The following is a 15706-nucleotide window of genomic DNA, read 5'->3' on the forward strand; positions in this document are numbered from 1 at the left end:
ATGCGTAACATCACACAGTTTATCAACCAGATGCAATTCATTCATAATCTGAAAAGAGGAAAAGGGTCTGGTTGCAGTTTAAGCTGCTCAGCAATTTCTTTGAGCGTTAACAATGCCTGCGCTAACTGGTCAAACTCCGTTCCGCCGATACACAAACGGATCCCGGACTGATCCGACCGTTCACTCACTTCAGTGGATGCCGGTGCAGTTACTTTTATGCCCACCGCCAGCGCAGCTTTGTAGAATGACTGAGCTTCTTCTCGTGAGAACGGCATCCAGATATGAAAGCTGGGCTGCCCTGAACGATAAACATGCGCCCCCAGAATGTCTGTCGCAAGTTCATAACGACGCTTCGTTTCGTGTTCGATGGCCAGGGTGACAGTTTCTGCCGTTCCATCGATCAACCATTGCTCCATGATAGCACTGCTCAGCGGGGAGACCATCATCGCCGTGGCTCTTAGCATGGATTCCGCGCGCGAATATAACGTCTCCGGTACCAGCAGCCCACCAATCCGCAGTGCCGGATTCAGAATTTTAGATAGGCTGTTAACGTACAGGGTGATATCAGGAGCTAATCTCGCTATTTGCGGTAATTCCGTATCACGTCCCAGCCGGTAAACGTCATCTTCGATGATCGTTACTCCTCTCTCCCGGCAAACCCGGATCAGTTCCTGGCGACGGCCGAGGCTCATAATTCGAGTCGAAGGACTTTGTAGCAGTGGTGTGACATATACCGCACCACCTTTTTCTGCATGTTCATCCAGACTACGTTCCAGGGCGGACACGTCCATTCCCTCGTCATCCATAGGGATCCCCACTAACGTGAGTTTGAGTAACCGCGAAAGCTGAATCAGCCCTGAATATGTCTGCGCCTCAACGTACAGTCGCCCAAAAGGTTCGCAGACGGTTGATAACGCCACAGAAAGCGCATGCTGAGCGCCGTTGGTTAAAATAAGTTGTCGGTAATCTGCCGGGATTCCTAACCCGCTGAACCACTGCGCAAGTAGGCGTCGATGTTCGTCATGCCCCACAGCCGGAGCATAGGAATTAAACATATCCATGTCCGGTCGACGGGCGATGGTGGCTAACGTCGCGCTCAATGAGCGGGACGTTAATGCTGCTGGAGGCGTGTTCTGTGACAGGTCGATAAACGTTCTGTTCCGTGAATTTGCCAGGGCAACGAACATGCCACTACCCTTAACGCTCCTGACGAGCCCGCGTTTCTCCAGGATACCGTACGCTTTCGTTACGGTACCCAGCCCTATGCCAAGCGTATCCGCTAAATTACGGTGTGCTGGTAAGCGCGCGCCATGGCTCAGTAAGCCCGAAAGGATATCTTCTGACAACGCCTGTACCAGTTGGTCAGTGGGAGATGTGCTGTTATGTGCAAGTCTGGGCAGCCAGGGGGAACGTTCACGCATAAAATCACCAAAAGTGTAATGTGACACTATTTATATTTACTCATAGTGTCACATCTTCTATTCTGACGCCAGGTTTTGAAATGTTGAAATGAGCCAAAAGAATGAGTGAGCAGCAAGTTGATGTAAGGACAGACATCGCCTTTCAGGATGAGGCTGGTAGTACGGCAAAAGAGTTTCGTCGCGGTCTGAAAGATGGCCTGCCAGTCCTGCTAGGTGTAATCCCCTTTGCTCTGGTGTTGGGCGCTCAGGCAAGCCATAAGGGACTCAGTAATCTGGAAGTCCCGCTGATGACAGGACTGAATTTTGCGGGGGGATCTGAGTTTGCTGCGATACAGATCTGGACATCCCCACCCTCTTTTCTACTGATCATGGCGGTGACACTGTTGGTTAACAGTCGCCATATTTTAATGGGCGCAACGCTGGTACCGCTGCTTTCTCGCTTTCCGAAACGAAAAGTCTTACCGGCGCTTTTTTTAATGACGGATGAGAGTTGGGCGTTGAGTTATAATGACGCACACAGCAAAAAATATAAAAACACAGTGTATTTTAGCATGCCCTATTATCTGGGCGTTTCGTTGTCATTTTATTCGATGTGGGTTTTCTGCACCACCTTCGGGGCGTTAATTGGCCCGGTACTTGGCGACGTTCATCAATATGGTTTTGATATGGCCTTCCCGGCTGTATTCCTTGTATTGGTCAGAGGTATGTGGAATGGCTGGCGAAAAGCCGTGCCATGGATAATCAGTTTACTCGTCTCAGTTGCGGTGTGCCATTTTGTTTCCGGCCTTTGGTATGTCATTGCCGGTCCACTGGCGGGACTCGTGACGGCTGCCTTAATGGGAGGTGATGATGCTTAATTATCAGACCGTTATTGCTATTGTACTGATGGCATTGACCACCTATGCAACCCGTGTAACAGCCTACCTGATATTACGCAACCGGGTTCTCACTCCGAGAGCGATGGCCGTACTTAAATCATCACCGGGCTGCGTCATGCTGGCATTTATCGCTCCTTTCTTTGCATCCGGAGCACCTGCTGATCTGATCGCGTTAGGTATAACATTATTTATAGCAATGCGCTTTTCAATGCCAATAACGGTAATTAGTGGTGTATTAGCTGCGTTTATATTACGTCATTACCTTGGATAACATCCCTCATAAGTTTGTAATAATTTATTCAAAAACCCGTGGTATAAATGATTTTTCCTGAGAAGAAATTAACCGTGCCGACACCAATAAAAAAAGAACGCTTAGCTGTTTTTATCACTACTATTGTTATAATTACCTTATTCCTTATGGATATTTATTTTACGGTAATACAAAAATAAAAAATTAGTTTTCTACAAAATGTAGCCGTTTTATAGCCGCTCATTTTTGCCAGACTGAAGAACACGAGGGTTACAATCACTCAGACAATCAGTGCCTATCCGCTTTTTGCACAAAGCTGCCCTTTAAACCTTATCGACGGCAGCTTAGTGCCAAGAGCGGACTTTGGCGGTATTACTGTGATTTATATTTTGATGAAAAAGTGACAGGTGATTTTGAGGGCTCATGAGATTCAATAAATCTAAAAATTTCATGTGTTGATGATTTATTAGGATTGCTCAATTCGCTCAAATGATCTCCCTTTCCAGTGATCATCGATAATCCATGTTGTTGTGCTGTCTCAACCATAGATGCGTAATAAGGGTCGCTGGCACCGCCCCAAATCAGTATTGGTGTTTTATTAGGAAATAAACTTTCTTTTGTTCTGCGATATTTTCTTAGTTCATTGAAAAAGCATCGTGCACTTTCTTGAGCCTCCATCGAAATCCCAGAGGTGAGTTCTGGTGCTGTGCATCTTGCATAAGACATAAACATATCAAAACTAAGTTTGCCTTCAGGTGTATCCGGAAGGCCATTCATGAAGTCCCATCCACCTAATACAATTGAGTTAAGTCGTTCTGAATAATGATTCAGCAATCCTAATCCAACCCATGCGCCAGAGGAGTAACCTATGACGCTCGCTTTTTCATAACCCAAGTCGTCCATAATTTTTACGATAGATAATGCCTGATTTTGTTGTGTATATAACTCCTCCACTCGTGATTTTTCGCTTTCACCATGGCCTAAAAGATCTGGGCAAACAACGTGGGAAAATGGGCTAAAAACAGAACTAAATCCATTTTCAAACCATGACTTTCCCTCCATCAACAGACCGTGAAGCATTATAACCAGTGGCCCTTTTCCTTCTGCAACATATGACAACTGAGGTATTCCTGACGTAAGTGGCATATACGCCCCTTTAACTTTAGAGTGAACAGAAAGCATACACGTCTCCAGACAAGCTGTTACAACGAATAATGGCATGACTTCCGCTCCTCGCTCGAAGCTGTCTATGCCAGAAGCGTGCCGTTAACAGGTCTTAGCAGGAGATTGCAGGGGCTCTTATGGACAAATGAAAAGCGTAATCACATGTAGACTCAGCCAGGATTTCAACGTTAAAGCTGTATCTACCCCTGGAGAATCCCAGATGTTTACTCATATGCGTATTGCCAAACCCGTCACCAATCTCGAAAGGTCTTTTCTGATGTATAGCCAAGGTCTGGGTCTGCATAAAATTGCTGAATTCAACGATCATGACGGTTTCAATGGAATAATGTTAGGACGGGTAGACTTACAATGGCATATAGAATTCACCTTTTGCCATAACCATCCCGTTCAACCCTTGCATACTGAAGAGGATTTACTCGTTCTTTATTATTCGGATGAAATTGAATGGATGCGTGCCTGCGAAAGAATGATCGACGCTGGTTTCAGAGTATCAACGTCTTTCAATCCCTATTGGGATGTTAATGGAAAGACATTTGTTGACCACAACGGATATAGAGTGGTCATGCAAAACAAGGCATGGACATAACCCCCAATAAATATTGCTATGTTTCCACCACCTTGCTGCAAGCTTAACGTCTGCTCCTCGCTCACAGCAGACCTTCTGTCCGCAAAATCTAGAGTTATTTCTCTTTCCTGTAACCGGAGAGGCGGCGCTCAAGGTTGGTCCGAACCTGCGGCCACTCATCATCAATTATGCTGTATCGTATGGAAGTACGTTTTCGACCATCAGGCATAATTCGTTCATTTCTGATGATGCCTTCCTGGACCGCGCCAATACGGAGAATGGCAGCCTGAGAACGCTCATTCAATACATCAGTCGTAAACTGAACGCGAACACACTTAAGTTGCTCAAAGGCGTATCGCAGCAGTAACAGTTTACTCTCGGTATTTGCAGCTGTTTTTTGCCAGCTTTGTGAATACCAGGTGTGACCAATTTCGAGTTTTCGGTTTTCACGATCAATCTTCCAGAAACGCGTTGACCCAATGACACGTTGGTCGGATGAGAGCGTTACAGCAAACGGCATGACAGTGCCTTCGGCCTGCCCCTTCAAGGCTTTCTGAATATACGAATCAGCGGTGTCAGCAGACGGAACCACCGTAAATGGCAGGGACCAAAGTTCCCCATCTTGAGCCGCATCAATCAATAGTTGAGCATCAGTCTTAAGCAGAGGACGGAGCGTTACAAGAGATCCTTGTAAAGTAGGAGTCATATTTGTGGCCTCACAGTTCTTTTTTGTAGATAGATTGGGCTGCATAATCCTGTACCGAATGACTTACTATGCTCCGTTTGCATGTAATAATCGACTAATCAAGAGGCTATTATCTGCCCACCGTTCATAATATATGACAATGTTAGTCATTTCCCCGTGCGGTGATAACAGTCGTCAACGTCCGTTCCTCGCTGTGAGTTCAACTGATGTCTCCAAAACTGTCCGTCCCATGCCAGAAGCGGAAGTGACGTTTGTCACAGTGCGTTTTATTTATGGCTCGATAGCATTGAATGCTCGTTTCGCTGATTTGCCTGAGCAGAGTGCAATACCACAGACAATCAGTAGCGCGCTGACCAGATGATATAAATGTAATGGTTCACTGAGAAACATCACGCTAAATAAACCACCACTCAGCGGAATGAAATGGGAAAACACTTCTCCACGCGTCGCGCCAATCGCCTGAATGCCTTTATTCCACAACAAATACGAGAGCCACGACGGAAAAATGATCAGGTACAGCAGACCAATAACTAACCCGCCGTGACTAAATTCCGCAAGCGGCGGAATACCATTTTTTGCCATAGAGAAAATCAATATTGGAAGAAGCATTACGGCACCTATCGTCGCGCTAACGGCCACAAACGCATTTCCCCCTACTTCACGAGGTTTAAGACGTAGAAACGCGCAATATACCGCCCAACTTGCTGCTGAGCCCATCGTCCACAGATCGCCACGATTGAGATGTTTTAGGGTATCCAGGTGCCATAAATCCCCCTGCATCACCAGACAGACCACACCAAAAGAGCTGATAATAACTCCAGCGATATTCTGAATTGTTATTTTTTCTTTGAAAATAGTTTTATTGATCAATAAAACCAATGCCGGTGTCGTAGACAAATAAATGGCAGCATTAAGTGAGGAAGTATATTGCAGACCAATGTACAGAGTCAGTGGAAATAATACCTGACCAAACAAAGCCAGGAAGATGATTATGCGAGAAGAACTCTGCATAACATTCCACTGCCCGCGAATCTGCCTGTAGTAAAGCGCTACCAGCAACATGGCAGTGAAGATCCAGCGAGCAGAGGATAATAGAACAGGGTCAACAAGACTGACCAATAGATGTCCTACCACATAATTCCCACCCCAAAAGCACGCGGCGAGAGTGAGTAATAAATAAGGCATAGCTATACCCTTTAATAATACATTTTTGTTCCCTGGAACATTACCGCGAAGAAAATGGAGATGCTAATATAAAGTTTTGCTCAAATGGCATCGTTTTAAACTATGAAATTTACCCTAAGGCAACTTGAATTTTACATAGCATTAGCAGAAACATTGCAAGTTTCTAAAGCTGCCAGCCGTTGTCACGTTTCGCAGTCTTCCATGACTGTCGCGTTACGGAATCTGGAAGAGGCACTTGATGCACAGCTCTTCCTGCGTCAGCCAAAAGGCATTCGGCTCACTTTGGCCGGGGAACGCTTTCTGGCGCATGCCCGTACGATCATCAGCAACAGCCACATCGCCCTGGAGGATTTGCATCGCCAACCGGAAACGACTACCGGAAAGGTGCGGATAGGGATAGCTCAGACGCTTTCGGCTTACCTGCTACCGGAGATGCTGAGCGACATTGAAAACCGTTTCCCCTTACTGGAAATTGACTATTTCGAGGCCACGGCTCCTGACCTGCTGGCTACTCTGCGCCAGCAGCAGGTCGATTTTTGTCTACTGCTCACATCAAACATTCAGCGCGACAGCGACCTGGAGGTCGAAACCATTATTCGCTCGCTGCGCCAGCTGTGGATCGCCCCAGGCCATGCTTTATTGAGTCAGTCTGTTATCCGCCTGCGGGATATCGTCAAGCTGCCCTTTTTGATGCTCGAAACCGATCAATATCCCGCGGTGATCACCAATGTCTGGCAGCACGCTGGCTATCAGCCCTCCATCCACTTTCGCAGTAACTCTTTTGAAGCCGTGCGCAGTCTCGTCGCCCAGGGCAACGGTATCACCATCTTATCCGACCTGGTCTATCGCCCTTGGTCGCTAAACGGTCAGCGCGTCATTCGTCGGACGATTGAAGACTGTATCACCTACATGGACGTCGGCGTGGTCACCAACGCCGGACAACCACTGCCAGCTCCAGCTCAACGATTTAGGGATTTTTTACGTTCACTGATTGTGAGACTTGAGGGTAAGAGCTAAGTGCGTTGTTAAAAATCCGTTCAGGGAAACTAACGAATGAATATACGTAAGGCTCCGTCCCAGGGTACACAACCTTCTGCCAGTGCTATTACGACCTCTACGTTATGGAATACCCGCCCTTTTGATTCGGATATCTACGTGAGCCCAGCTACCGGGGAACGTCTCATGAAAAATTAAGAATGAGCAGTTCCTGCTTACCCCCAAACTACTGATGAAAAACGCGCATACCGAGAGGCGCTCACTCATTACTGAATGGCTGGAACGGACAGTTTTTTGTGACATGCATCAACTAATTATCCTCACAATGTTAATTAACAGAGTTTATAACCGCATTTATATATGTGTTATGGATAATTATATGGAGTTATTATGATTTCTTCGGTAAATCGTGTTGGTTATGGTTATGTTGACAGTCTTAACTACCTTAATGATAAGGCAACACCTCCCGCATCGAAGTCAACATCAGGTCAAATCTGTCCTCAGACGGGGTTATGGAAAAATGAGTCATACAAGGTTGTTACAAGTGTCGATAAGGGGGAAGTAATGCCTCAGTACCAGGGTCGGGATGTTGAGTGGGAGTTTGAGCATACAGGTAACAACAAGGATGGCATACAGCTCAGCAGTGAGATTGAATAAATTATGGTTATGCTTAAGTTTTTCAATCAAATGGCCGCAATGAATAGATAGTAAGATATCACTATCTTATTTTGTGCCTCATTATAATAAGTTCAAAATCTCTTCTTTGTGCCTGTTCGAGTCCGTGCCCGTGCAGGCTTTTTTTTTACACCAATTTTCTCGGATAACATTTAACCACGACTGTCCCGTCCTACCGCTTCCAGTCTGATTAAACACCGTCTGAGAAGTCCAGATCCAGTTGACTGGGCTTTTGCGCGCATTCAGCGGACAAATTCGAGATACAGACCATGCCAGATAACGTTCTCCATCATCGCGAGTATGGACAGACAAAACAGTTTTCTATCCGATTTGTCTTCGTTTCTGGACTGCAATCGAGGGAAAAGAAACCGCACTTCTCTAAAAGGTCTTTTCCATACAGCTGGGAAAGCGATATAAAACGAGCAGCCGTTATGCGGAATCAGGTAAGTATGTTGAACAACAGGACACCGTCCCGATGCCCCCATTACGCCACCAGTACACAGCCTGAATAAAAAACACGCTGCAAAATCAACAAAATATAATCAACCTGCTTAATTACTCTGCAATCGCGTGAGATCGGGAAGAAAAATGCTATTTCCCTCTTGCCTCATTCGGTCTGTGCCGCTAATATTCGTCCCCGTTGTCACCTACAACGTTGCGTTCATAGCTCAGTTGGTTAGAGCACCACCTTGACATGGTGGGGGTCGTTGGTTCGAGTCCAATTGAACGCACCATCTTGCGTCCGTAGCTCAGTTGGTTAGAGCACCACCTTGACATGGTGGGGGTCGGTGGTTCGAGTCCACTCGGACGCACCAAATCATATCTTTGGTTTGGTGCTATTTCCCTTCGAAATTCTCTTTTTATCTCCAGTTTGTATCCTAGTTTTATCATTTCCCATGATGATTCAATAGCATTGCGTTAAATCATTCTAAATTCCATGCTCAACGCGTATTATTCATCTTCTTCGTATAATGTCTTTCGTCAGAGCCCGGATACCATGCCCTCTTCCATCCTCCTGTTCGCCGCGGGCAGTTTACGCCCGGCATTTACCCCGCTGATAAACCAGTTCGCGCACCAGAGCGGAATAGACGTCAAAGTTGAATATGGCCCGGCCGGTTTATTGCGTGAGCGTATTGAAACGGGAGAACCGTGTGCGCTTTTCGCCTCGGCCAACCGGGAACATCCACAAAACCTGTTAGCACGTAATAAAGCCGTCTCTACGCACACCTTTTGCTGGAACAAACTGCGTCTGGTCAGCAATCGAACCGGCGCCTGGCTGGATTTACTCCGCGACCCAACGCTGCGACCTGGCACATCAACGCCCGGCTGCGACCCTTCCGGAGACTATACCTGGGCATTTTTCGACAATATGGATGTACTGGAACCAGGACTCGGGCAACAACTTCGGACGCGCGCTATTCCGCTGGTTGGCGGTCGTGATACGGTAAAAATCCCGCAAGGAGAACTGGCGAGCGCCTGGATCCTGCGCCAGGGGCTGGCCGATCTGTTTATCGGTTACGCGCATTACGCACACGCGCTGCGCGCGATGCCCGACATACATTACGTAGCTATTCCTGATGAGCACAATATTCGCTGCGAATACCAACTGGCGGTGCTTGAAGCATCCAAAGAAGTCGTGGCGCTGGTTGAATTCATTCTCTCCCGCGGCGGGCAGGCGTTCCTGACCTCCGCAGGATTCTTACCGCTTAACGACGAATAGAAAACAGCGGTGCGATAAACGGCGTCTGGTAGTTCTCCACGCTGAGTCTTCTCAGCGTTAAGCCATAGGCCAGGAATAAATTCTCCTCCGTCACAATGCTGTCCGTTACCCCAGCCCGCCATTTTCCTTCAGGGAGTAGCAGCAAAGTATGGGAAGCAACCTGTAACGCATGAAGCGGATCGTGGGTCGAAAAAAGAATGCTGCATCCCTGTTGATGGGCCAGATCGCTGATGAGCTGGAGCACCACCTGCTGATTGGCGAGATCCAGCGCGGAGCACGGTTCATCAAGTAACAACGTTTGACACTCCGTCACCAGAGCCCGGGCAATCATCACCAACTGTTGCTGCCCGCCAGAAAGTGAGCCAAATGAGCTTGAGGCGAGATGCGCGATATTCAACTGCTCTAACGCCTGCATTGCTCTTTTTTGATCCTGCGGACTGGGTTGCGCAAAAAGCTTCACGTGCTGTGCTCGCCCCATCAGCACCACGTCGCTGACCGTGTACGGAAACGGCAGATGGCTATGCTGTACCACAATCCCTATCCCACCGTTATTTTCAATACTCCCGCCTAAAGCAGGCAGCGTGCCGGTTAACGTATCGAGCAGTGTACTTTTACCCAGGCCGTTGCGTCCCAGCACAGCCCAGATCTCACCTTTCTGGCAACAGAACGTTAGCGGTTCAAATAGCGGTGCGCGATACCCATAAGTAAGCTGATTTACACGCAGTGCGGCAGGTATCATGATTTCTCCCGACGGCTGGTACGAATGAGTAAGAAAGCAAACAACGGCGCGCCGAATAATGCGGTAATGATCCCCAGCGGTATCTCCGCGTGCATCAGGGTGCGGGCAATATCATCCACCACAATCATAAATCCGCCCCCTAACCAGAAGGCGCACGGCAGTAAACGACGATGATCAACCCCCACCAGCAAACGCGCCAGATGAGGAATCACTAATCCAACCCAGGCAATACTGCCGCTGACCGCCACCTGAGCAGCGACCAAAAATGCGCAGCACACCAAAACGCTACGTCGCAGAGGAACCACCGCCACACCCAGTGCTCTGGCATCTTTGTCATTGAGCGATAACAGGTTTATCCGCCAGCGTAGCTGGTACAAAACCGTCGCGGCGATACCGACCGGAACCGCCAACAGCAGTACTTTATGCCAGTTGGCCGTCGCGAAGCTGCCCAGCAGCCAGAACACGATATTAGGTAACGTCTCTTCGGTATCAGCCTGATACTGGATCAGGCTCACCAGCGCGGCAAAAAAGCCGCTCAAAATGATACCCGACAGGATCAACACCAGCGTATTCTCAAGCCCCTGTAACGCAGCAATGGCATACACCAGGATTAACGCCGTCAGACCAAAGAAAAACGTTGACCCCATCATCAGCCAGGGCGAAAGACCGAGCAGGATGGCCAGCGTTCCACCAAAGGCCGCCCCCGACGTCACACCGATAATATGCGGGTCGACCAGAGGATTATGAAATACCCCTTGCAACGTCGCGCCGCATAACCCCAGCGCGCCCCCCGCCAGCAGCGCCATCAGAATACGCGGTAGCCTGACCGTCCAGATCACCTGGCTGGCTATTCCCTCAGCGTCGTTATAGTGCGTCAGGTGGTAAAACACCTCGCTTAGCGACAGCGGATATTGTCCGAGGCATAGCGAACTGACACCCAGCAACAGGACCACAACGATTAAGAGCGGTTGCTGGGGCAAAATACGGTTACTTAGCTGCATCAGACTGCCAGTTCACACGATAAAAACGCTGATAGTAATCTTGCGCCTGCGCATCAACGTCCACGTCTTTATAGGCATCCGGATACAGTTTTTTAGCCATCCACAGTTCACCAATCGCCAACGCTTCCGGCATCGGGTAGCCCCAGGCTTTGGCGTATTCAGGCATCAACCAGACGCGATGATTTTTCACCGCATCAATCCCCTGCCAGTTAGGATCGTTTAGGATCTGAGTTACCACCTGCGGATAGCGATCCTGGACAAAAATCACCTGCGGGTTCCACGCTAATACCTGCTCCAGCGCAACCTGACGGGCACCTTTCACACTGGCAGCCGCCACGTTTAATCCCCCCGCGTGCTGCATCATCAGTCCTGTGTACTTCCCGGAGCCGTAAGTCATCAGGTCGGGGTTAGCCATATAAATACGGACTTTTTGCGCATCCGGGATGTTTGCCACCGGCGCATTGAATTTTGCTCGTGCGGCAAAAACGTAGTCGATTAACGTTTCAGCCTGCGGTTTGCGCCCCACGACATCCGCAATCAGGCGAATACCCTGCTTCAACCCTTCGTTGTAGACCTGCTCTTCATTGGCCATGGTCGCGTTCATTTTATTCTGTTGCCCGTCGGCATCTTTGCGCAATGAGATAGCCACGACAGGAATACCGGCGTTCTGAATCTGCTGGATCATCTCCGCTGGCGCATAGTTGGCAACAAAAACCACCTGTGGATGAATCGCCAACAGGCTTTCGATGTTCACGCTGGTGAGATCGCCCGGTGTCGGCAATGTAGTAATCGTCGGCATAAAGCGCGCAAATTCAGGCCCGAGCTGCTTTTTCCAGCTCGACATCACACCAACAATGTCCTGCTGGGCATTGAGCTGGACCAGAATATTCAACGTCTGGTGTTGCAGCACGACCACTTTGTCCACATGGTCAGGAATCGTGACCTGTCGACCAAGCTGATCGGTGATCGTACGGTCGGCCTGAGCAGAAAACGCAAACAACATGCTGGCACATACCAGCACAAAAGAGCGGAAAGTTAACATGGGATACCATCTGAATAGAGGAGTAAAAACGATATGCATTAAATTATATAACGTGATGACTGGCAACCCATTATCATCATGCATCGCACCAAACCCCACATTTAAGAGGGGTAAAAATGGCGTGCGATCCTTATCACGCCTGTCTTTACACGCAAGTGTTACTCCTGTGGAGGTAACGCATTTAAAATTCGCATCGCCTGCGCTGGAGTGAGCGAATAATCCAAGAACTGGCGATAAAAATCGCGCGTCACGCCGACCATATCCAGACCGTTAAACAGCGCAGGATGCAGTTTTGATGCGGCCCATTGCAGCTGTAGCGCGCTTTCAGTGCCGTAACGGTCCCAGGGGAACACGCCCGCCGGATTGCGCCAGACGTTACCCTGCTTAACCGCGTTAAGTTCTTTGAACAATGCCGCATATGGCGAACTGGCGATATCACCGCACCCCGCACCGAGAATAATGACCTGCGGTTGCCAGTAAAGCACCCTTTCAGGCGACACCTCCTTCATGTTGCCATCCACTTCACCTGCCGCATTCCGTCCCCCCGTCAGCGTAATCCAGGTATCGATCAACGTGTTCCTGCCGTCGACTTTAAGCGGATTCAGCGATTGAATATGAAGTACCCGAGGGCGCTGATTTTCCGTCAGCTCCGTCGTTTTAGCCTGCACATCCGCGAGTACACGCTTGAGATACTGATTGTAAGCCGTCGCCCTGACGCGAGCCTGCTCGGTACCCAGTACTTCTGCCGTTGTAGTGACCGATTTTTCCATCGAAGCATAGTCAGTAAATGCCATTTCAAGGGCCGGGATACCCGCCTGGCTGTAGCTTTGAGCATCCCCTTTTCCTTTTGCCACAAACACCACATCGACGTGCCGAGCCAACAAATCCTCAGTATTAAATGATGTTCCTCGTATCTGTAAGGCTTGCCTCAGGGAAGGGTTGATTTTGAACATCCATGGTTGATTTTCCTCATGGTTGACCGTCGCAACAATGTTACGACCTGCGCCCAGCGTCATCAGCACCGAATGATGGGCAAACCAGCCATCCGCAATACGTTCAACATGTGTGGGAACGGTAACTGTGTGACCAGCATCATTCACAACCTGGCGCGTTGCCAGGGCAGGAAACGCCAGCCACACACAAAGCAGCCATGTGTGGCACGTTTTCATGAGCAACCCCTAAAAATCAACCTGAACAGAAACCTGAGCCTGACGCGGTGCACCAAGTTGAGCGCTGGCAGCCCCTGCGCCCGTGTAACCGGTCAATGCGCCCGGAACAATATTGGTCCAATAGTGACGGTCGGTGAGATTGGTGATATCAAATCGGAAAGTGGTTGGCGTGTTCCACAGTCTGGTGGCATAACGCGCGCCGACGTCCACCGTGGTGTAACTCCCGACCCAGCTGTCATTGGCATTATCGGTAGCCCGACGTCCGACGTAATGCACGTTCGTGTCGACATCCAGTCCCGGAACCCGTTCGATAGTGTAGATTGCGAGAATATTCGAGGTGAAGCGCGGCAAACCAACAACTTGCTTACCATCCGCATTGCTGGCCGCGGTATTATGTAGCGTTGGATCAAGCCAGGATCCACCGCCTAACACGCGCAAATTTTGAGTAATATGCCCATCAGCCATCAGCTCCAGCCCACGGTTTTTCTGCGTACCGTCCTGAGCAAAATCGCCGTTGTCGTTGGTATAGGCAAAGGGACGTTTGGCTTCAAACAGCGCAGCGGTTAGCAACAGATCTTTTACAGGCGCATATTTTGCGCCCACTTCGATCTGACGACTGCGGTAGGGATCTAACACCTGCCCGGCATTGTGCGCCCCGGCGGGTGCGGTGTCGCCCTGCTGCAAACTGTCCGCCCAGGTGGTATACAGCGTGACGTTCTCCACCGGTTTATACATCAGGCTGGTGGAACCGCTCATGCCATTGTCTTTCTGACGGCTGCTTTCATGCCCAGCTTTGTTGTAGTTACTGACGGTAAACAGGTTCTCGCTGCCGGAAAGCAGCAAGCTCCACTGCGGGGAAAAATGCAGCGTATCGCTTAGCAAAAATGCATGCTGAGTGGTGGTCGCCGAATGATAGCGATCGTTAAAATCTGGATACGGTGGTCGTGGATAGTCGGGATGTTGATTGAGAGAAGAATGCCCCAGAGTGAAAGTGCCACCGTTTCGTGGATTATAGTTTTTCCATACAAATCCACGTATTCCGGTAGCAATGTCCTGCGTCAGCCAGCCGGTGTCAACGCTACCGGTCAGGTTCGCTAAATAGCTGTTGATGGTAAAGCGACTGGCCGCCGAATTGGCGGTTGTAGTGGTGTAATCTCCCTGATTATTCGTCAGAGTATTGGTCACTGCCGTCGATTCTCGGTCTGCAACCTGGTGCAGCGCCCCCAGATCCAGCATCCAGTTGCCGTCAAAATCATGCTTAATATGCATATCGACGGTGGTTGTTTCGTCATCATGACCCGCATAAGACTGACCATACTTACTGTCCGTAGGATCAAATGCCGCGGGGAAGTAAACGCCTTTCGCCAGAGCAAAACTCCCCGGCATACCTTTTTCGTAATAATGGTAATAGCTGAAATTACTCTCCAGCAGCGTTTGATCTGTCAGTTGAAAGTCCAGCCCCAAGCCAGCGTACTGTCGACGGACATGGCTATCGGTGGTGTAGCTATGTCCCTCATCATTCAGCAAGTTGAGACGATATTTCACCCGGTCTTCCGCATCGATTGGGCCACTGAAATCCATCGACGTCAGCGTACCCGACCCTGTACCTTGCCCCACGGTGACGCGGTGTAACGGCGTATCGACAGGTCGTTTAGACACCAGATTAAACATCCCTGCTGGATTGGCGGGGCCATACAGCGACCCAGCGATGCCGCTCAACACTTCAATGTTCTGGAACTGTTCGGTCGAATATTCAGTCGTGGAGACGGCGTTCAGGCCATCAATCATATGGTTTTGCACCACACTCCCCTGCATGCCCCGGGTTTGTGGGCGGACGCCGTCCCCCTGAACGGACGGTAGGTAGCGATAGGCGTCTTTCACATCTTTGATTTGTTGTTGATCCAGCACTTTTTTCGACAGCGTCTGCACCGACCAGGGAACGTCTATCAGCTCTCGCTCGCCGAGGCTACCTAACGTTGCTTTTTTTTCGCTCGCAGGAGGTTCATGTTCCGATAACGAGGATTGTGACGTGGCGGGCGCCGAAACGATAACGGTATCTTCAGCATGAGCCGTTACGGCGGTGGAAAGACAGGCAAAGGTCAACAACCCAGAGGCCACTGGGGTAATTTTGTTATTTAACATTCGTTAATTCAATTCGTTAGATAGAAAGACTG

General features: G+C 49.3%; 15 protein-coding genes and 2 tRNA genes. 8 read left to right on the top strand and 9 right to left on the bottom strand.

Features of this window, described 5'->3' with window-relative positions; translation table 11 throughout:
* Positions 1-41: 41 nt before the first annotated feature.
* Complete coding sequence (locus OGY83_RS05750) at positions 42-1421, bottom strand: aminotransferase-like domain-containing protein (RefSeq protein WP_286635442.1); 1380 nt, start codon at positions 1419-1421, stop codon at positions 42-44.
* A 101-nt stretch (positions 1422-1522) separates the two neighbouring features.
* Here OGY83_RS05750 and OGY83_RS05755 point away from each other — a divergent pair, with 101 nt between their 5' ends.
* Together OGY83_RS05755 and OGY83_RS05760 are read left to right on the top strand one after the other, a co-directional pair.
* Complete coding sequence (locus OGY83_RS05755) at positions 1523-2278, top strand: AzlC family ABC transporter permease (RefSeq protein WP_223116640.1); 756 nt, start codon at positions 1523-1525, stop codon at positions 2276-2278.
* Positions 2268-2570, top strand: a complete 303-nt coding sequence (locus OGY83_RS05760; protein ID WP_286635443.1) for an AzlD family protein — start codon at positions 2268-2270, stop codon at positions 2568-2570. Before OGY83_RS05755 ends, OGY83_RS05760 begins: the two co-directional genes overlap by 11 nt.
* Positions 2571-2921: 351 nt before the next feature.
* Here OGY83_RS05760 and OGY83_RS05765 read toward each other — a convergent pair whose 3' ends face one another.
* On the bottom strand, positions 2922-3770 hold the full coding sequence (locus tag OGY83_RS05765; protein WP_286635444.1) for an alpha/beta fold hydrolase: 849 nt from the start codon (positions 3768-3770) through the stop codon (positions 2922-2924).
* A gap of 163 nt (positions 3771-3933) precedes the next feature.
* On the opposite strand from OGY83_RS05765, the gene OGY83_RS05770 reads away from it, so the two are divergent.
* Entirely contained in the window at positions 3934-4320 is a 387-nt protein-coding gene (locus tag OGY83_RS05770; protein WP_043017911.1) for a VOC family protein, read from the top strand.
* 94 nt (positions 4321-4414) lie between these two features.
* Here OGY83_RS05770 and OGY83_RS05775 read toward each other — a convergent pair whose 3' ends face one another.
* Both OGY83_RS05775 and OGY83_RS05780 read right to left on the bottom strand, forming a co-directional pair.
* Entirely contained in the window at positions 4415-5005 is a 591-nt protein-coding gene (locus OGY83_RS05775; protein WP_286635445.1) for a GNAT family N-acetyltransferase, read from the bottom strand.
* Between the two features lie 270 nt (positions 5006-5275).
* Positions 5276-6190 carry a DMT family transporter gene (locus OGY83_RS05780; RefSeq protein WP_191233576.1) on the bottom strand — a complete coding sequence of 305 codons (915 nt, stop codon included), beginning with the start codon at positions 6188-6190 and terminating at the stop codon, positions 5276-5278.
* 102 nt (positions 6191-6292) lie between these two features.
* Between OGY83_RS05780 and OGY83_RS05785 the strand changes: the two genes are divergently transcribed.
* The 5 genes from OGY83_RS05785 (at position 6293) to OGY83_RS05805 (ending at position 9581) form a co-directional block, all read left to right on the top strand.
* Entirely contained in the window at positions 6293-7207 is a 915-nt protein-coding gene (locus OGY83_RS05785; RefSeq protein ID WP_286635446.1) for a LysR family transcriptional regulator, read from the top strand.
* A gap of 369 nt (positions 7208-7576) precedes the next feature.
* Positions 7577-7843 (top strand): hypothetical protein, encoded by a 267-nt coding sequence (locus OGY83_RS05790; RefSeq protein WP_286635447.1) that lies wholly within the window; start codon positions 7577-7579, stop codon positions 7841-7843.
* A gap of 675 nt (positions 7844-8518) precedes the next feature.
* Positions 8519-8595 (top strand) — tRNA-Val (locus tag OGY83_RS05795).
* Positions 8596-8599: 4 nt separating this feature from the next.
* A tRNA-Val gene (locus OGY83_RS05800) sits at positions 8600-8676 on the top strand.
* Between the two features lie 182 nt (positions 8677-8858).
* Positions 8859-9581 (top strand): substrate-binding domain-containing protein, encoded by a 723-nt coding sequence (locus OGY83_RS05805; RefSeq protein ID WP_286635448.1) that lies wholly within the window; start codon positions 8859-8861, stop codon positions 9579-9581.
* Here the strand turns inward: OGY83_RS05805 and OGY83_RS05810 are convergent.
* From OGY83_RS05810 to OGY83_RS05830, 5 genes are all read right to left on the bottom strand, one after another.
* Positions 9568-10320, bottom strand: a complete 753-nt coding sequence (locus OGY83_RS05810; RefSeq protein WP_286635449.1) for an ABC transporter ATP-binding protein — start codon at positions 10318-10320, stop codon at positions 9568-9570. The two genes, OGY83_RS05805 and OGY83_RS05810, sit on opposite strands and share 14 nt — an antisense overlap.
* Positions 10317-11321: a FecCD family ABC transporter permease gene (locus OGY83_RS05815; protein ID WP_123267088.1), complete on the bottom strand. Its 1005-nt coding sequence runs from the start codon at positions 11319-11321 to the stop codon at positions 10317-10319. Before OGY83_RS05815 ends, OGY83_RS05810 begins: the two co-directional genes overlap by 4 nt.
* The gene (locus OGY83_RS05820; RefSeq protein ID WP_286635450.1) at positions 11308-12363 is read right to left on the bottom strand and encodes an ABC transporter substrate-binding protein; all 1056 of its coding nucleotides are present in this window, start codon (positions 12361-12363) and stop codon (positions 11308-11310) included. The genes OGY83_RS05815 and OGY83_RS05820 overlap by 14 nt, the downstream gene beginning before the upstream one ends.
* 158 nt (positions 12364-12521) lie before the next feature.
* Entirely contained in the window at positions 12522-13532 is a 1011-nt protein-coding gene (locus tag OGY83_RS05825) for an ABC transporter substrate-binding protein (RefSeq protein ID WP_286635451.1), read from the bottom strand.
* 9 nt (positions 13533-13541) lie between these two features.
* Positions 13542-15674 (bottom strand): TonB-dependent receptor, encoded by a 2133-nt coding sequence (locus OGY83_RS05830; RefSeq protein ID WP_286635452.1) that lies wholly within the window; start codon positions 15672-15674, stop codon positions 13542-13544.
* Positions 15675-15706: the final 32 nt, after the last annotated feature.

The sequence above is a fragment of the Citrobacter sp. Cpo090 genome, from assembly GCF_030332665.1.
GTDB classification, from domain to species: Bacteria; Pseudomonadota; Gammaproteobacteria; order Enterobacterales; family Enterobacteriaceae; genus Citrobacter; species Citrobacter portucalensis.